Source organism: Photobacterium sanguinicancri (assembly GCF_024346675.1).
GTDB classification, from domain to species: Bacteria; Pseudomonadota; Gammaproteobacteria; order Enterobacterales; family Vibrionaceae; genus Photobacterium; species Photobacterium sanguinicancri.
Genome location: NZ_AP024851.1, coordinates 1,607,296 through 1,626,806 on the forward strand (window position 1 = coordinate 1,607,296; position 19,511 = coordinate 1,626,806).

Genomic DNA, 19,511 nt, shown 5'->3' on the forward strand with positions numbered 1-19,511 from the left:
ATGGCGGCATCAGATGCAAAAAAACCAAAAGACGAGGGCGTAATAAGCTGGCAGCCAAGCAAAGAGCGAATACAAACTAGCTTGCTGTATCAATTCATGGTGGATGTCAGTCGTTGTCAAAACAGGCTTTTTCACGATTATCACCAGCTCCATCATTGGTCAGTAGCTGACAGTGAACAATTTTGGGCCACAGTATGGGATTTTTGCGATGTAAAAGGGACCAATATTGGGACGGGTGAAGCTCCTAATATAGGTATTGGTATAGCCGAACAACATTCTCCCATAAATCAATGTGATCCCTCTTCCGCCATACCAGCGAAAGACACAGTCTGGTTTCCCAATGCACGCCTTAATTTTGCCGAAAATCTATTAAAAAGTTGGCAACAACATCCTAAGGAAGATGCGATTGTATTTTATTGTGAAGATGACGATGCATTAACGCAGCGGATAAATTGGCAACAGTTATACCAACACACCGCCTTATTAGCACAATACCTTACAGAGCAAGGTGTCCAACAAGGCGATGTCGTCGCGGGCTATTTGCCCAATATTCCACAAACCGTGATTGCAATGCTCGCCACGGCCTCAATCGGCGCGATTTGGACCTCAACCTCCCCCGATTTTGGGGTCGAGAGCGTGGTCGAACGATTTGGTCAAACCAAACCGAAAGTCTTATTAGCCGCAGATGGTTATCGTTATAGTGGAAAAACACACAGTTGCATCAATCCTATTCAACAATGCCTTGCGCAGCTACCCAGTGTTGAACTGCTGATTATCATCCCCTACCTTTCCAGTGAGATGCCAGTAGTAACAGCAACCAAGGTCACGCTAATCTCTTGGGCACAGATCATCAAACAAGGCACCAAGGAAGCGTCATTTCATCTTGAGTTTACCCCTATACCCTTCAACCACCCTTTATATATCCTGTACTCCTCTGGCACCACAGGGAAGCCCAAGTGCATCGTCCACAGCTGCGGTGGCACCTTATTGAATCACCTCAAAGAACATCAGCTTCATTGCAATGTAAAACCACGCGATCGCCTCTTTTATTTCACCACTTGTGGGTGGATGATGTGGAATTGGCTCGTTACTGGATTAGCCTCTGACGCCACGATTATTCTGTATGAAGGATCGCCCTTTTATCCTAATGGCGACAGGCTCTGGCAACTGGTCGACAACGAGAGAGTCAGCTTATTCGGTACCTCAGCGAAATATTTGGAAGCCTTAGAGAAGCATGGCTATCAGCCTCGCCACCAGCATAACTTATCCTCGTTAAACACCCTATGCTCAACAGGCTCTGTGCTTGCACCTGAACAATTTGATTTCGTCTATAGCCATATAAAATCAGATCTACAACTAGCGTCAATTTCAGGCGGGACAGACATTTGTGGCTGCTTTGTGATTGGCAATCCTCTCACCCCGGTTTATCGTGGAGAGTGCCAAGGTGCCGCTCTGGGTATGGCTGTCGAAGTCTTTGGCCCCAATGGCGATCCCGTACTCAATCAGCAAGGCGAATTAGTCTGTACCAATAGCTTTCCCAATCAACCAATTGGCTTTTGGGATGACCCAACAGGTGAGCGTTACCACCATGCTTATTGGGATACCTACCCAAATGTATGGCATCACGGAGATTTCGTTTGCCAGCATACTCACTCGCAGGGCGGGTTTACCTTTTTGGGCCGCTCAGATGCCGTACTGAACCCAGGAGGCGTTCGTATTGGCACCGCAGAAATTTACCGCCAAGTGAACCCGCTTGCGGAGGTCGTTGACTCTATTGTAATTGGTCAACAATGGGGAAATGATGTTCGAGTGGTACTCTTTGTTCAGTTACAAGCTGATCAGGTACTGGATGATGCACTCAGGCAGACAATTAACGCGAGGATCCGCCAACATTGTTCACCACGTCATGTCCCCGCCGTCATTCTTGCCGTTACAGATATTCCTCGTACCAAATCAGGCAAGTTAGTCGAACTGGCAGTTAAAGACGTCGTAGAAAACAGAGAGGTAAAAAACCTCGGGGCTTTGGCAAACCCTCTCGCATTGGAAGTATTTAAAAATAGATCTGAATTACGCCAATAATAACAATGTCAATAAAGTGAACGCTTCATCACAGAAGCAGTATCACTTCTTTGAATACGCCTTACTAATCACGCTAAACTTTAGTTAATCATACGTTACAATTCGGTTAAGTCGCCGCTATTATCAGCGTAGTGTGGTTCTGAATATTTTCGGACCACTAAATTTGTTAACCACAGCCACAAGCCTGTATTCCACTATGGCTTTATAAAACATGGAAAATCATTATGTTGTCTATTTTTGATATTTACAAAATTGGGGTCGGGCCATCCAGCTCACACACCAATGGGCCAATGATTGCAGGCTATCAATTTTGTCAAAAAATTCTGCCTATGCTCGATAACGTTCACACTGTGCGGGTGGATCTTTATGGTTCGTTATCATTAACAGGTAAAGGCCACCATACTGATCGCGCAGTATTTCTCGGCTTAATGGGCAATAGACCCGATAACATCGATATTGAGGCCGCAAACAGCGAAATGACGGCAGCAAAAGAAAGCCACACCTTACTGCTGGGCGCAAAAAAACGGGTACCTTTTCAGTTTAACGACGACATTGTCTTTCATACCTGTAATCTGCCGCTACATGAAAATGGCATGACAATCACCGCACTTGATAATCAAGGCAAGTCCGTATGTGAAGAAACCTATTACTCCATTGGTGGCGGCTTCATCGCTACAGCAGATGAAATGACAGGTACTCAATCAATCAGTGAAGATACGGTGACGTACCCATTTAAAAATGCCGATGAAATGCTGGCAATGGCAGAACGTGATGGATTGAGCTTAGGAGCATTAGTTCAGGCTAACGAAATGACATTTAATGACGCCAAAAGCCTTGAACAACGTGCCGCTCAAATTTGGCAAATCATGTCAGATTGTATGCACCGTGGATTCCAGCATGAAGGTATTCTCGAAGGGGGATTACACGTCACCCGCCGCGCCCCTGCGCTATTAAAACAACTCGAATCCAATCAGCACATTGATAATGACCCTATGACCATTCTTGATTGGGTTAATTTATTCGCTTTTGCGGTAAGTGAAGAAAACGCTGCAGGAGGCCAAGTAGTGACCTCTCCTACCAATGGTGCGGCAGGTGTCATTCCTGCAGTACTGATGTATTACAACAAGTTCATCGCGCCATTAGACACCAAACAAGTTAAAGACTTCCTTTCCGTATCTGCAGCTATCGGCATGCTCTACAAAACCAATGCTTCCATTTCTGGTGCTGAAGTGGGGTGTCAGGGCGAAGTGGGCGTATCATCGTCAATGGCAGCAGCTGGGTTAACCGCACTGCGCGGCGGCAGTAATGAACAAATTTGCATGGCCGCTGAAATCGCAATGGAACACTCACTCGGCATGACATGTGATCCTATTGGTGGCTTAGTGCAAATCCCATGCATAGAGCGCAATGCAATGGGTGCGATGAAAGCGATAAATGCTTCTCGGATGGCATTGAAACGTAATAGTAAATCGCTTATTTCACTCGATAAAGTCATAGCGACCATGTACCAAACTGGTAAAGACATGAACAAGAAATACCGAGAGACATCCTTAGGTGGACTCGCTGTGATTCACCTCGCACCACCATGTGAGTAATTCGTATTGCTCACGCACTTTTGTAAAGGAAAGACGATGTCTTTCCTTTTTTTTCCTCTTCTGTCTTCACGTCATCCACACTCTGTTATTTTTGTTATACTATAACGTTTACTTATCTCAAACTCAGTACGGGCCTTATGAAGCGCATTCCTACTAATATCATCACTGGCTTTTTAGGTGCCGGTAAAACAACGTCTATTCTGTCATTACTTGCTCGCAAACCAGAAAATGAAAAATGGGCAATCTTAATCAATGAATTCGGTAACATCGGTGTTGATGGCGCTATCTTGGATCAGCAAGGTGCATTAGTACAAGAAGTACCTGGCGGCTGTATGTGCTGTGTAGCAGGCTTACCGATGTCTGTTGGGATCAATGCCCTTTTAGCAGAAAAACCTGATCGCCTACTGCTTGAACCAACAGGCTTAGGCCACCCTAAAGAAATCATCAACAAACTCACGACTGAGTCATTTGCCAATTACATCGACTTAAAAGCAACCATAACGCTGGTCGATCCTCGCCACTTATCAGATACTTTATATACCGATAATGACAACTTCCAAGATCAAATTGGTCTCGCTGATGTATTAGTCGCTAACAAAGTTGATGAATGTGTGGAATACGACCTTGTCGCTTTTGATACCTTTGCACAAGCGTGCGATCCAACTAAAGCTGCTATTGGTAAAGTCGAACAAGGTAAGCTTGACCTCGAGTGGCTAGAACTTGATCGCATCGAACGCCCTGCGGTACACAGCCACCATCATCATCACAGCGATAATGCAGTCCCACTGCCAGGTTTTGAACTTGCCCCTGGGCAAACCTATGTGCGTAAAGAAAATAGCGGCCAAGGTTACCGAAGCTGTGGGTGGTTCTTTGGTGCCGATCAAATTTTTGATTTTTCGCAAATGTTTAAACTGCTTTCTAACATTAACGCTATGCGTGTGAAAGCGGTTGTGAATACGGAACGAGGCTGCTTTGTGTTTAATGCCGTAAACCAAGTAGTCTCAGTGAGTGAGTTATCTCTAGATGGCTTCGAATCGCGAGTTGAAGTGATTGATAAAGACCTTCTTCCGTGGGATGAGCTTGAAACTATCTTGCTATCGATTGTGCAAAAATCGTAATTTGGTTGTCATATCGCTAAGATACTTAGATATCTTAGATTCATAGTAAAAAGTTAAGTCTATGATTGAAGAAAGAGTTTCGTTTACTCTCTTCCCTATGCCATGAAGCCAACGTAGCTTCGCAAGGGCGTACAATCACAATTATTACAGCAAGGAGCACCTATGCTAAACCCTGCTATCGCCAAAGCGGTGATTGATCACGCGCTGTTTCTTGGCGCAGACTTCGCAGAATTGTTTGTTGAACACCATCAATCCAGCTCTGTTGAACTCATTTCCGGTAACGTAGATAAAATTAACTCAGGTATCGATTTTGGTATCGGTATCCGCCTCTTCTTCGGTTACAAAGTGTTATACGGCTACACTAACAGTACCGAAGAAGACGAATTAAAACGCGTAATAGGCTTATTAGCAGCCAAAGATAAACGCGACCAAATTGCTCAAGCAGGTACACTGAACCTTAATAAGTACAGCAGCAAGCACCATTGCCAACACCCTCTTGCGCAAGATACCAATTTAGAAGGAAAGATCGCCTTTCTACGAAAAGTTGATCATGCAGCTCGTCACGAAGATGACAAGATCTCTCAATTTATTGGTCGTATTTTACAACGCGAGCAACAGATCGAAATCTTCAACTCCAAAGGCCTACACATTGGTGATACCCGCCACTATTCTCGCGTAGCCGCAACAGCGATTGCACAAAATGGCCAAGAACAATCTACTGGCTTTGAAGCCCCTGGCGCCTTAACGGGTTGGGAGTTCTTAGATACCCTGAACGCAGAACAGCTTGGTCAAGATGTCGCAAAACAAGCGATGGTCAAACTGTATGCCGCCCCTTGTCCATCAGGCGAAATGCCTGTGATCATAGGTAATGGCTTTGGTGGTGTTATCTTCCACGAAGCCTGCGGCCACTTACTTGAAACCACCTCTGTTGCCAAAAAAGCCTCTGTCTTCCATGACAAGATGGGCGAAATGATTGCTAACCCTGTGGTTAACGCCGTTGATGATGGCACCATGAGCAACGAATGGGGCTCTATTAACATCGATGATGAAGGCATGGAAACCCAGCGTACTCAACTGATCAAAGACGGTAAGCTCACCAGCTTTATGGTTGACCATATGGGCTCATTAAAAACAGGCTATGCACCAACGGGATCTGGTCGTCGTGAGTCTTACAAATATGCGCCAACTTCCCGTATGCGTAATACCTTCATTGAAGCAGGTAACAGTAGCTTAGATGAGATGGTATCCAGTGTTGAACATGGCATTTACGCACAGAAAATGGGTGGCGGCTCAGTACAACCGGGCACTGGTGAATTTAACTTCGCGGTACAAGAAGCCTACCTGATTGAAAACGGAAAAATCACTAAGCCTCTGAAAACAGCAACCTTGATCAGCACAGGTCCTAAAGTGCTGCAAGAAATTAGCATGATCGGCCAAGACTTTGCCCTAGCCGCAGGTATGTGTGGCTCGGTCAGTGGTTCAGTACCGACCACAGTTGGACAAGCTGCACTAAAAGTGGATAACATTTTGGTTGGAGGGGGTAACTAATGGCGGATTCAAACACACTACAACAGGCTATTGAGCAGGTATTAGAACGAGTTCAAGCTGCGGGTGCCCAAGCCGATATTATTGCTAACCGTAGCAATAACTTCTCACTCAAAGCTAACGCGGGTGAATTAGACGAATACAAAGTCACCTCAGGCCAAGTGATTGGCGTTCGCGTGGTTAAAGATGCCCATGTTGCAACCAGCTATTCAGAGTCACTTGAGCCTGCGAGCTTAGATGCAATGGTTGAGCAAGCACTCGCTAATGCTAAATTTACTCAAGCGGATGAGCACCAAACCATCAGCTGTGTCGGTAGCCAGTTAACCACGAATGTCGCAGAAATTTATCAGCAAGATGACACTACCGCGGATGAGAAAATAGCCTTAGCACTGGCGCTTGAAAGTGGTGTAGTCGCAAAGCCTCACGCTAAAAGTGCGCCATACAATGGCTTTGGCGAATCAGACAGCCAGATCATTTTGGCCAATACCCAAGGTAGCCGGTGTCAGCACCAAGAGCGATCAACCTATTGCTACGCCTATAGCCTGATTGAAAAAGATGGCCTTCAAGCAATGCACGGCGGCATGTCTTCGGGTCGCCGCTTTGATCAACTCAATCCACAATACTGTATTGATCATGGCTACGAGACCGCCTTTGCCTTATTAGAAGGCAAGCCGATTGCCACTAAAAGTTACAGTGTCATGTTTGACCTGAGCTGTTTAAGTAGTTTATTTGGCGCCTTTGGCATGTGCCTGTCGGGTCAAGCAGCAATGAAAGGTATTAACCCTTGGCGAGAAGCACTGAACACTCAGGTTGCTAGTTCCCTTCTAACGGTATCTGATATTGCGCTGGTTGAAGGTGGCTCAGCGATTAAAGCCTTTGATAGTGAAGGCTTCGCGACTAAAGATACGATTCTTATTGGTGAAGGGCAGCTGCAAAGCCTATTACACAATAGCCATACTGCAAGCTACTTCGGTATTGAGAATACAGCCAATGGTTCTCGCTCAGCTAAAGGTGGTCTAGGCGTTTCTAGCCGTCATACGGTTATCGCTGCAGGTACAAGCTCTGATGCTGAAGTCTCGGCAGGTGAATACCTTGAGCTTGTTGAACTGCAAGGCGTGCATTCGGGCGCTGATGCGGTTAGCGGTGATTTCTCATTTGGTGCAAGTGGCTTCTTGTGTCGTGATGGACAGCGCATCCAACCTGTTCGTGGCATTACCGTTGCGGGTAACTTCTACCAAATGATCAAAGAAATAGACGCCATCGGGAATACACTACAAAACGATTACGAACGTGATTTCTTCGCACCTAAAATCCGTTTTTCTCGCTTAAGTATTGCTGGTAATTAAACAGTAGCCCAAGGCTAGCAGATAGAAAAAATAAATCAGCGCCCCGCAATTATTCATACATTGTGGGGCGTTTTTATCTCACTGAAAAGTGAAGCCAATACCCTTCCATCAATATATGATGGCAAGGTTTTCTTATCCAATCGCGATATCAGGATCAACCTCAAAGTAGCTATTCACCGCACAATCCGAAAACTCACTATCGATAAAGTCCAGTACAGCTTCTAACGACTCAACCTGCCATATACATTGGCAGACAGCTTCGTGACGATCGAACATTGCCGTCATCATGTACATCCCCGAAGGTGGGTTACGCAGCTTCTCGCCTGCTTTTTTTTGAAATAATTCAGGATCTATAATCTCATGCTCTACTGCAACAAACATTTAGCACCCCCTATTGTCGTAAGTATAGATGAGCAAAAAAACAGAGGCAGAAAACTAAGTAAGAATATAAAACGAGATAAGGAAGAACTCTACATTGTAACAATGAGGAAATTGTGACTGCTCGGCGTTAATAACTTGAGATTACCCGTTTAAAATAGGCAAGATTACACTTGTAGAGAGAAAGTTGCAGACAACCAAGTAAACCAACGCTCAGGCCTCACAATCATCTAGCCATTCGCACATTATTTGCTAAATAACAGATAAAAAATAACCCCGATAGTTTTCACTATCGGGGTTATAAAGTTAATTAACGAAAGGAGCTAAATTATTTTCTAGCTGCTGCTTCGCGTTCTTTAACTTCAGCAATTACTGCTTCTGCTACGTTAGCAGGACATGGTGCGTAGTGTGCGAACTCCATAGAGAACTGACCACGACCAGATGTCATTGTACGTAGAGTACCAATGTAACCAAACATTTCTGATAGTGGAACGTCCGCTTTGATACGTACGCCAGTAACACCAGCCATTTGGTCTTTGATCATACCACGACGACGGTTAAGGTCACCGATAACATCACCAACGTGATCTTCTGGTGTGAACACGTCTACGTGCATGATTGGTTCAAGAAGTTGTGCACCTGCTTTAGGCATCGTTTGACGGAATGCGCCTTTCGCTGCGATTTCGAAAGCTACTGCAGATGAATCGACTGCGTGGAAACCACCGTCGAATAGTTCAACTTCAACATCTAGCGTTGGGAAACCAGCAAGAACACCGTTATCCATCATGCCAGCAAAACCTTTTTCGATTGCAGGCCAGAATTCTTTAGGTACGTTACCACCAACAACAACAGACTTGAAGCTGAAACCAGAACCAACTTCGCCTGGTTTGATACGGTAATCGATTTTACCGAATTGACCAGAACCACCAGATTGTTTCTTATGCGTGTAGCTATCTTCAACTGCTTTAGTGATAGTTTCACGGTAAGCAACTTGTGGTTGACCAACGATTAGGTCTACGCCGTAAGTACGCTTAAGGATATCTACTTTGATATCTAGGTGAAGCTCACCCATACCTTTAAGGATGGTTTCGCCAGTTTCTTCGTCAGTTTCAACTTGGAAAGATGGATCTTCTGCAACCATTTTACCGATTGCGATACCCATTTTCTCAGAACCGCCTTTGTCTTTCGGCGTAACAGCAATAGAGATTACTGGAATTGGGAAGATCATTGGCTCAAGCGTACACTCGTGCTTAACATCACAAAGAGTGTGACCAGTTTGAACGTTTTTCATACCTACAACAGCGATGATGTCACCAGCTTGTGCAGATGTTAGTTCGTTACGCTCATCAGCTTGCATCTCAACCATACGGCCGATACGCTCTGTTTTACCAGTTGCTGAGTTAAGGATTGTGTCACCTTTATTCATCTTACCTGAGTAGATACGGATGAAAGTAAGTGCACCGAAACGGTCGTCCATAATTTTGAACGCAAGCGCTTTTAGTGGCTCATCAACAGATACTGTTGCAACTTCACCAGTTGGCTCACCAGTTTCTGGATCTGTTAGCGGCTGTGGATCAACTTCTGTTGGAGACGGAAGGTAATCAACAACTGCGTCAAGGATTAGCTGCATACCTTTGTTTTTGAATGCAGAACCACAGAACGTTGGGAAGAATGCGATATCGCGAGTACCTTTACGGATACAACGCTTAATGTCTTCGATAGAAGGCTCTTCACCTTCCATGTAAGCTTCCATTAGATCGTCGTCTTGCTCAACAGCAGTTTCGATCATCTCTTCACGGTAAGCTTCTACGTCATCAACCATATCTTCTGGGATTGCTTGAATTTCGTAGTTTTCAGGAAGACCAGTGTCATCCCAAACGTATGCTTGACGGTTTAGAACGTCTACAACACCAACGAAGTCATCTTCACGACCGATTGGTAGAGTCATAACTAGTGGGTTAGCACCTAGTACTTTTTTAACTTGATCAACAACGCTAAAGAAGTCAGCACCCATGCGGTCTAGTTTGTTTACGAAGATCAGACGAGCAACTTCTGATTCATTCGCGTAACGCCAGTTAGTTTCTGACTGAGGCTCAACACCACCAGAACCACAGAATACACCGATACCGCCATCAAGTACTTTAAGTGAACGGTAAACTTCAACTGTGAAGTCAACGTGTCCAGGAGTATCGATAACGTTTAGGCGGTGATCATTCCAGAAACAGCTTACTGCTGCAGACTGGATGGTTATTCCACGCTCAGCTTCCTGTTCCATGAAGTCAGTTGTTGATTCGCCATCATGAACTTCACCGGTTTTATGGATTTTACCAGTAAGCTTCAGGATACGCTCAGTAGTAGTAGTTTTACCCGCATCAACGTGCGCGAAAATACCAATGTTTCTGTATTTAGATAAATCTGTCATTGTTTTTCTCTATAAACAATTACTGTCACTATTCAAGGTGGGAAGTATAACACTTATTGTGATAAACAAAACATAGCTATAGCGTCAATTACAGGAATCGCTGCATATAGTATTGATTGTTTGGTCACATCGGCATCAATTTACTTGCCCGCCTAAAATAACCTGACAACAGGCTGTAATAAAGGGGTGAGTATAGCTTGCTAAAATATAGCACTGTCTGAGTAATACTCACGCTTCCACTCCCCTATATTTATGCATCGATGCTATCAGGACGCCTAGTTAACCGTCTTCATTAGCTGAGAATTCACTCAACCATAAACACGTGCTACATACGAAAAAACCCGCCACTAGGCGGGTTTCTAAAATTTGGCGGAGAGATAGGGATTTGAACCCTAGGACGGGATAAACCGCCGCCGGTTTTCAAGACCGGTGCTTTCGACCACTCAGCCATCTCTCCGTAATTGCGGCGTATGTTAACGATGCTTCGGTAAACTGTAAACCCCTAGAAACACTAAACGGGCATAAAACCAGCAAAAAAATCAAAAAAAGGAGTGTTCCCCTCTTTTTATACTGATATTACATCCTTTTCAGCTTGAATCTCAGTGATCCGGGAGCGTATTTCATCGGAAATATGGGCTTTTTTATTGGTTTTAAAGTTAAACATCACCACTTCCGCACTACCAACTGTGGTTATTTTCCCTAACTTTTGGCTATAAACACTGTATTCCATCGTAAAACGATCATCACCCATATCGCAGATTTTAGATCCGACATGCAAAGTGTCGGGAAAAGTCACTGGAATTTTATAGCTACATTGCGTTTCTTTCAGCACAGGTCCAATCCCCGTCTTTTGCAAATCATCCATTAATGAAAGCTGCAAAAAGTAATCAATGCGCGCCGTTTCAAAATAGCGGAAGTAAACCACGTTATTGACATGATTGAGGGCATCCATTTCTCCCCATGCTACTGGTATTTCAGTAATGACAGGGTAACCCTTTAGCATTGCTTCCATGTTTTGTTCCTCAATAAAAGTAATAGATCTAAACAACCGTTTGAATAGAGTCTTAACCCTAGAAGGGGGTTAACATTTTTACAACATAAGTAAGTGGCAAAATTCGGATTATTGACAACCGTCACACGCTTGCTCAATACAGGTTCTCGTGCAACAAACAGACACAAAAAAGCGGCAGGGAAACTGCCGCTGACTAACATAGGAAAACTAACTAAATTCGGTTAGTGTGGTGTGTTGTGGTAAATACGACCATAAACAGGTTTTGGTGTTTCACTTTTATAGCCCAGCACCACTAAGTCCTCATCACCATCTTTATCTAAGTCGATGGTGTGCAAGTCATCCGTAGTTCCGAAATCAGAAGCGCCAACCACTGTATGCGACAAAGTATAAGTACCATTGCCATTGTTTGAATACGCTGTGACTAAGCTATTAGCATCTAGAATTAGGATGTCTGGTTTACCATTACTGTTGATATCTGAAAAAACTGCGCGTTGACCTTGAGTACCGAAGTTCGAACTAGACAAGCTAAACGTAACATCGCCTTCATTAAGGTATAAACGGTTTCTGCCATCTTCATCTGTTACAAAAACATCCAGCTTACCGTTATCGTTCACATCTGCTAGCACGACAGAAGTTGAAGACTCATGATTATCGTCCCAAATGACCTTCGAACTTTCAAAGATACTTTTGCCATTGTTCAGATAAATTAACCCTTTACTTCCAGTACCAGATTCTCCGACAACAATGTCTAGGTGACCATCATTATTCATATCGCCAATCGCCAATACTGACATCTTATTTCGATTAACCTTAGACATGAGCTGTTGCTGTGAATCAATAAACTTACCGTTACCTTGATTAAGATAAATCAGAGTACGGCCACTCGCGGAACTCGCACCAGCTCTAAGTGCAACAACGTCCAAATCACCGTCGTTATCAAGATCAGCAACTTTTACGCTATAAATACCGGTATCCTCAGTCTGAGGCAGTAAATCAGTATCTTTCGCAAAGTTACCTTTTCCGTCATTCAAATAGACTGATAAAACATCCCCCTCTTCTGCACTCAATACAAAATCCAGATCACCATCACCATCCAAATCACCCAGCGCAACCTGACGATAAGCCGCTGGTAATATTTCTTGATACGTGGACTTATAGCTGCCATCAGGTTGAGCGATTTCAACCTGATAGCCTCGGTATCCACCAAAAACTAAATCAACTAAACCATCACCATTAATATCACCAGTGGCAATTGAATATGGATCTACATAACTTGATGCATAAAACTGGCTCTGCTCAACAAAATTCCCCGTACCCAAGTCAGGGTTACGCCCTAAGTACAAAGCCTTATTCAATACATCGAGAGGTTTGACTTCGATACTATCTTTCGCAATAGCATTACCTTGAGAGGCTTTCACCATATACTCGCCAGCGACCAAGTTCAGCTTTAATGAACCAGGGCTCAGTTCTTTACCTGTGATACCGACTAATTCATTATTAAGGTAAACCTTGGCACCACTCGCAGCCTGAGACTGTTGATCGATAATATTAAAGTGCACTGTCCCTTTAATATGACCTGTAATAATACCTTCGCGTTTAAGGCTTAACTTACAACCCGCCCCTTGATTCAGCGCTACATTAATATCACTTAGGCATTGCGCATACGGTGCTTTCAGGTAGCCCTCTGCCGCTTCATCTATATGATGAAAAGACAAACTTGCAGTTACTGCACTTTCACCTTGGGTTTCAAAAATATCACTCGCGACAAAGCCACCTTTATTATCGCTAACAACCGTGAGCACTTTTTCATGAATTAAGGCATCCGTGCTGTTAGATGAAAGACGAACAATTAACGAGACCTTGCTTTCATCGCCAACTTCTTCAACGATCTCAGACGGAATATTAAAGGTAAACTCGCCCAGATCTTTTAGCTCATCCAGCTTCACCGTGACATCCGCTTGTAACGGGATCACGTCTATCTTGGCATCAGAGCCTTCAACGATATCTAGCTTAGTTTCATTTTCATTTTTGCCGACCATCAGATCGCCATCGTACAATTTCAGCGCCATGGTGTACTCACCTGGCTGAACATTTAGCACGATTTCGGATAAGCCAGTCTCTTTATTAATGCTGAAAACGCGTTCTTTCTCATCATTAATTTTCAAGCCAAACTGGGGCTCAATCAACTCAGATAACTCTTCAGCAGTAAATGAGAATTTTAAGTTAGTCACATAAGCGACAACATCAAGATCGGTAATGGTTTCGCCAAGGTTTGGCTTTAATACAAACTCGAGCTCTGGTTGCTCATTATCAACAATCTGCTGACCCAGTGACTCTGCTAAATATTGATGACCTTTACTGTCTGCAACAATTAAAAAGAAATCATAAACACCTGGTTTTAATGATAATGCACGGTGAGACTCCACACTACCATCGGCACGTTGCGTTACTGGCCACTCATAATCGGTGTGTTCAGAAGGGGTGGCACGATTGGTAATACGTAATGTGCCTTGATAAGACACATCTTGCGCTGCCTTAGAGACTGTCATCACCTTAGCGGTCGACGCTGACGCATCATATTGGACTGAATAACCACTGAGTGCTGGCGGCTGGATAGTTTGGAGGTAAGTTGCAGCAAATTGTGCATTAACAGTCGCTTGAGGTTCTTTCTTCGGCGTACTTTCATTGCTATCGCTGTTACACCCAGCAACAGATAAGCTAATCAAGGCGCTCGCTAGCCATGACCCTACTTTTTTATTGTTCATTATTATATGTGCACTCTGTGTGTGAATGGTTGAGCATATACTCATAATCGCTGCGAATATTACATCCCAAAAGGATTAATAACAAAAATGCACACGTCAACAGAGCAAGAATTAGTCAATTTAAATCAATAAGTTAACAACATTCCTTACGGGTATTTATACGACACACAATAAGAGGCGTTTATTGGTTACTTGTTTATTACTATGGCGGCATTGCGCTGAACCTAACATCAACTGTTATGGTCTGTTTTGCCGCTTTCTGTACTACTACCTATCTATTAATCAATGTTTTACTAGTAACTCACATTGGGTAACCAGAGAGAGGTACACAAAATGGAAAAACGCGCATTGAACAGCGAAGTTAAACTTATTGTTGTTGCGGTTATTTGTGCTTTTTTGCTCATTGCTGGGCACGTTATTTTAGCAAAGAGTTTTGCTTATATGATGTGGAGTGAATACATTGCTGCGGCCATTCCGTTCATTCTCTTTTTTATCGCGGTTGCTGCGGTTAAGTACACGATAAGGCTTGAGTCTAATAGCGATTCAACGTCCTCACATTAAATATACCTATCTTTATACTGAAGAGTTTCCAACTAAGTGTTGTGATAACAAGACAGTTTAGTGTGATTATTTGGTTAATGACTATTGTCTTTAATCACTTGCGCTATCGTTCTAATGGCTTGCTGAGTAATAGAATTCCACTCATAGGCGCAGTTAAGCCGAATACAATGCTTAAAACGATCATCACTCGCAAACAATGTACCAGGAGCAATACTGATATTATGTTGCTCTAATAATATAGGTAGTAAGTGTGCACTGTTGATCACAGCGGGTAACTCAACCCATAAAAAATAACCGCCGGATGGCTTAGAAACAATCGAAGCTTCAGGGAAATATTGCTTAATAGCCACTAATGTTTGTGTCATTCGCAGCTCTAATTCAGCGCGTAACCGTCGTAAATGAGTATCATAGTTTCCGTGCTGCAAATAATTGGCGATGGCCAACTGATTAGGAATAGCCGCAGACAAGGTCGACATTAGCTGTAAGCGCTCAACCTGTTGAGCATATTGCCCTGCAACAACCCATCCTACGCGAAATCCCATCGCTAAACTTTTAGAAAATGAGCAACAGTGTAATACCCGATCTTGCTGATCAAATGCTTTAATCGGTTTGGGCTTTTCGTCTGAAAAATACAACTCACCATAAACATCGTCTTCTATCAACGGGATGTCATGAGAGTTCAATAAAGTGATTAGGCGCTGTTTGTTTTCATCTGGCATGCTGGCGCCTAACGGATTTTGAAACGAACTCATCACCCAACAAGCTTTAACCTCATGAGTTTCAATCGCTCGTTGTAACTGCGCAACGTCAATTCCGTCATGGGGGTGGGTTGGAATTTCAATCGCCTTTAATTTCAACCGTTCGATAGTTTGCAGTACACCATAAAAAGCTGGAGACTCAATTGCGACACTATCTCCTGGTTGTGTCACCGCCATCAGGCTCAATCCCAGAGATTCCATTGCGCCAGACGTAATAACAATATCATCGACCGAAACGTCAATGCCGTCGCGTAAATAACGTTTAGCAATGGCACGGCGTAATGCCATGTTGCCCGGTGGCAATTCTGTTAACATCATTTGCGGTGACATGGTTTTCATCACCTGCCCCATCGCACGGCCCAATGCATTTAATGGCAAGAGTTCTGGATCAGGAAATGCCGACCCGAATGGAATTACATTCGGTTTTTTACATGCACTCAACACATCAAAAACATGTGCATTAATAGCAATAGACCGATTTTCAGTTTGCAATTTATCAGGCTGACTCACGCTTATTTGATTTAAGTGCGCAGAAACAAAATACCCCGATTTAGGCTTAGCATGAATAAGTCCATCCGCTTCTAATTGTTCATAAGCACGGATCACCGTCATGGGGCTTATGCCATGCTGCTTGCTCATCGCTCGTATGGAAGGGATACGTTCACCTGGTAACCAAATACGTTGTGTTATCTGGTTTTCAATTTCGGTAATGACTCGTTGATAGCGTTTTAGGGGATTTGTCACACCACTCAGATCCATAAATATTTTGTCTGATTGCAGTGTATCTTTGCCCTCCACCAAATACACATTAAATGCAAAAAAGTGTGCACTCACCTCGGGTGAAATCCATATTTTCACTCAAAATACCATGCCGATACACCAAGCCCACTAGCACAAGATAACTTTGCTACAGCATAGTATCGTTCAAGCTTTAAACAGTTATGAAAGCCGAGTGTGAATTTACGGCTGAAAAAGGCTCTAAGGGCTTATTTATAAGGGATAGCACCGCTTTTTAAGGTATCCTTTCGCACCTTCAAATTTGAGTGCGATGGGCTCTCCGTCCGTCGTGCAGGGTTTAACGACCTACGCAATAGATACGATAACTATGATTTACAATGACACACTACCTGTAAGGTACCCTAAAGGCTCGTTCGCAATGTGGACGGTTTACAGTTTTACAAGCGCTTCCATTCTAGCGTCGATTGTTTTCTCATTATTACTCTTCTTGTCAATCGATGAAAACCCGCTAATGCAGGTCCTTTTTGGTGGTCTGGCGGTAATTTTTGAATTGGGCAAATTCTTTGCGTGGTATGAATTTGGCGAACGCCGCGCGCGTCGTAATTACACTGGTGCCTTTTCCGCTTTCGCCTTCTACACCGTTCTCGCCGCGATCTCTATAGGAGGCTCGATTGGCGGTATCAACAGCGCAACTAACCAAGCGCAAAGCCATGTCAATGTGCAGCAAAGTAAGATCACCGCTTTCAATATGCAAATTGAAGCTATTGAACAGCAGATCGCCCTTAACAATGTTGCGGCTGAAAAATATATTCAGATGGAACGTATCGCAACAGGGGTTACTCGTATTCAAAAAGCGAATGATAAATTACGCCACCAACAGCAAGAACTGGCGATGCAGCGTGATAGTTTACCCGTGGTGAGTCAAGGTTCTGTCCTTGGATTAATCGATAGCCTAGCGAAATCGTTAAACGTTCAGACCCAAACAGCACAACTTGGTTTAGTGGTTTTCCTTTCTGTGTTACTTGATTTCTTCGCAGCTTTCTTTGTCGGCTTAATCGGTGAAGAGCAACGTTTTCGTCATCAATTCCGCCGTATGAACCCGATTACCATCGATGCTTTTGATAACGCGCCGCATAAACAGCCGGAACTACTAACGGATATGCGCAGTGAAGAAGACATCAAGGCGTCTGCTGAGTCATCGCAAGACAACGAGTCGGATATACCCGCAGAGCCACAGACGCCCTACGAACAGGTATTCTCGGCACTCAACACCAACAAAGTCAACTGTACCAAACGGGCGGTGACTCGCTTCTTAAAGATGAGCAGTGAAGAAGTAGATGAAATTTTCAAACAGTTCATGGAAGAAGGTATTGTAAGCAAAAAACCAAACAACCATTACCAATGGCATGGTTTACAAGAAAGCTAACCACATTCGATCCTGATTTTCTAAGCCTGCTATTGCAGGCTTTTTTCTATCTCTAATACCCATTTTATTACATCACAAACTTCGGTTCTAAATACACGAATTCATGTTTATATTATCAATTCTTTAAGTGCTACACTTTGCTATACCGCTCCCTAATTAGCACAATTAATGCACGCTTCATTACCCCGATATTTTCTGATTAAGTTCCTATTACTTTGTTATGTGGCCCTTCTTTCAGGGTGCGCACAAACGACACTCTCCGATCCTAAAGCCATTAGCTACGCCATTGCGGCACACCCGAGCTCTAAACTTGCACGATACATCGCCCCTGAACTACAAGAACACCCGAATCAAACGGGGTTTTACCCTCTTGCCAATGGAAAAGATGCCTTTATTGCTCGCTTAGCGATAATTCAAAGTGCCGAGCATTCTATCGATGCCCAGTACTATATTTTTCGAGACGACTTAACCAGTACGGTTATCTCTATGTACCTCTACCAAGCTGCTGAACGTGGTGTTCGTGTTCGGTTACTCTTAGATGATATGCAAAGCAGAAATGACGAAGACATGGCAAACATTGCGGCTCACCCCAATATAGAAGTCAGGTTATTTAACCCTTTCAAGCAGCGTAATGTTCGATCTATCGGCCTAGTAAGTGACTTTGACCGACTCAACCGCCGCATGCACAATAAATCACTCACCGTTGATGGTATTTTTTCGATTGCTGGTGGGCGCAATATTGGCGACGAATACTTCTCGGCTGATAGTTCTGTAGAATTTGGTGATTTCGATTTGCTGATGGTCGGCGATATTGTCTCTCCCATTGCAACGCAGTTTGACGTGTATTGGAACAATGACGCCGCGATCCCGATTGAGCACCTGCAAGGTCAAGGCAACAAAATCCCTCATGATGAATTAGCGCAATGGTATAGCGAGCAACACCAAAACATTGCCACATCAGAGTATTTCTATACCCTTGCTAGCTTGCCTATTATTGAGAAATTAAAAACTCAAAAAATCCCTTTCTACTGGGGCGATGCTGAACTGTATTACGATTTACCATCCAAGCTATCAGCGCCGAGTCAAGAAAACCCATTGCTCCACCAAATTTCTGAACTGCTCGATCATACCAAACAAGAACTACTGCTGATTTCGCCTTACTTTGTACCAACCAAAGCAGGCGCAGAAGCACTGGCAAAAGCCTCTCGTGATGGTATGGAAATCACCATCATCACCAATTCATTGGCCTCTAATGATGTGTTCGCGGTTCATGGTTGGTATGCCAAACGCCGCCAATTGCTATTAGAAAGCGGTGTTCATATTTACGAAACCCAAGTTAATCCATACATCAGCCAAAAGCATTCTTGGATTGGCAGTTCACGTACGAGCTTACATGCTAAAACCTATATTCTTGATCGTGAGCAACTGTTCGTCGGCTCTTTCAACTTCGACCCACGTTCAGCGCAATACAATACTGAAATGGGCGTTGTTGTTCATTCGCCCCTCTTTATAAAAAAGATTTATCAGAAGCTAGATGGCTCATTAAATAAAAATACTTACAGACTGATTCTTGACGAAAATAACAACATCGTTTGGGTCGATGAACGTACTCAGAAGCGCTATACCAGCGAGCCTGATGCAAGCTTAATGTTACGTATGGGCGCTTGGTTTTCGGGCATGCTCCCGATTGAAAACCTACTTTAATAATAGTCAGCGATATAAACCAAACTATCACAATCACTAACGGCGGTTACATCATGATATAACA

The 19,511-nt window shown here is 43.7% G+C and carries 13 protein-coding genes and 1 tRNA gene; 8 read left to right on the top strand and 6 right to left on the bottom strand.

What is annotated here, in order from left to right; translation table 11 throughout:
- The 5 genes from OCU87_RS24025 (at position 1) to OCU87_RS24045 (ending at position 7,683) form a co-directional block, all read left to right on the top strand.
- Complete coding sequence (locus OCU87_RS24025; protein WP_261858765.1) at positions 1-2,079, top strand: acetoacetate--CoA ligase; 2,079 nt, start codon at positions 1-3, stop codon at positions 2,077-2,079.
- A 224-nt stretch (positions 2,080-2,303) separates the two neighbouring features.
- Positions 2,304-3,674, top strand: a complete 1,371-nt coding sequence (locus OCU87_RS24030; RefSeq protein WP_261858766.1) for an L-serine ammonia-lyase — start codon at positions 2,304-2,306, stop codon at positions 3,672-3,674.
- A 137-nt stretch (positions 3,675-3,811) separates the two neighbouring features.
- Positions 3,812-4,792 carry a CobW family GTP-binding protein gene (locus tag OCU87_RS24035; protein WP_261858767.1) on the top strand — a complete coding sequence of 327 codons (981 nt, stop codon included), beginning with the start codon at positions 3,812-3,814 and terminating at the stop codon, positions 4,790-4,792.
- Positions 4,793-4,954: 162 nt separating this feature from the next.
- Entirely contained in the window at positions 4,955-6,340 is a 1,386-nt protein-coding gene (locus OCU87_RS24040; RefSeq protein ID WP_261858768.1) for a TldD/PmbA family protein, read from the top strand.
- Positions 6,340-7,683, top strand: a complete 1,344-nt coding sequence (locus OCU87_RS24045; protein ID WP_261858769.1) for a TldD/PmbA family protein — start codon at positions 6,340-6,342, stop codon at positions 7,681-7,683. The genes OCU87_RS24040 and OCU87_RS24045 overlap by 1 nt, the downstream gene beginning before the upstream one ends.
- A 132-nt stretch (positions 7,684-7,815) precedes the next feature.
- Here OCU87_RS24045 and OCU87_RS24050 read toward each other — a convergent pair whose 3' ends face one another.
- From OCU87_RS24050 to OCU87_RS24070, 5 genes are all read right to left on the bottom strand, one after another.
- A complete protein-coding gene (locus OCU87_RS24050; protein ID WP_062692220.1) occupies positions 7,816-8,064 on the bottom strand; it encodes a hypothetical protein in 249 nt (82 codons plus the stop codon).
- A 325-nt stretch (positions 8,065-8,389) separates the two neighbouring features.
- Entirely contained in the window at positions 8,390-10,483 is a 2,094-nt protein-coding gene (gene fusA, locus OCU87_RS24055; RefSeq protein ID WP_062692218.1) for an elongation factor G, read from the bottom strand.
- Positions 10,484-10,850: 367 nt separating this feature from the next.
- Positions 10,851-10,940: transfer RNA gene (locus OCU87_RS24060), tRNA-Ser, on the bottom strand.
- 108 nt (positions 10,941-11,048) lie between these two features.
- Positions 11,049-11,495 carry an acyl-CoA thioesterase gene (locus tag OCU87_RS24065; protein ID WP_261858770.1) on the bottom strand — a complete coding sequence of 149 codons (447 nt, stop codon included), beginning with the start codon at positions 11,493-11,495 and terminating at the stop codon, positions 11,049-11,051.
- A 221-nt stretch (positions 11,496-11,716) separates the two neighbouring features.
- Entirely contained in the window at positions 11,717-14,260 is a 2,544-nt protein-coding gene (locus tag OCU87_RS24070) for an FG-GAP repeat domain-containing protein (RefSeq protein WP_261858771.1), read from the bottom strand.
- Positions 14,261-14,593: 333 nt separating this feature from the next.
- Here OCU87_RS24070 and OCU87_RS24075 point away from each other — a divergent pair, with 333 nt between their 5' ends.
- Positions 14,594-14,821, top strand: coding sequence for a hypothetical protein (locus OCU87_RS24075; protein ID WP_261858772.1), 228 nt, complete (start codon positions 14,594-14,596; stop codon positions 14,819-14,821).
- A 74-nt stretch (positions 14,822-14,895) separates the two neighbouring features.
- Here the strand turns inward: OCU87_RS24075 and OCU87_RS24080 are convergent, their stop codons facing one another.
- On the bottom strand, positions 14,896-16,437 hold the full coding sequence (locus tag OCU87_RS24080; RefSeq protein WP_261858773.1) for an aminotransferase-like domain-containing protein: 1,542 nt from the start codon (positions 16,435-16,437) through the stop codon (positions 14,896-14,898).
- A gap of 298 nt (positions 16,438-16,735) precedes the next feature.
- On the opposite strand from OCU87_RS24080, the gene OCU87_RS24085 reads away from it, so the two are divergent.
- Complete coding sequence (locus OCU87_RS24085) at positions 16,736-17,743, top strand: Preprotein translocase subunit SecY (RefSeq protein WP_205049193.1); 1,008 nt, start codon at positions 16,736-16,738, stop codon at positions 17,741-17,743.
- A 168-nt stretch (positions 17,744-17,911) separates the two neighbouring features.
- Positions 17,912-19,447 carry a phospholipase D family protein gene (locus OCU87_RS24090; protein WP_261858774.1) on the top strand — a complete coding sequence of 512 codons (1,536 nt, stop codon included), beginning with the start codon at positions 17,912-17,914 and terminating at the stop codon, positions 19,445-19,447.
- Positions 19,448-19,511 lie beyond the last annotated feature (64 nt).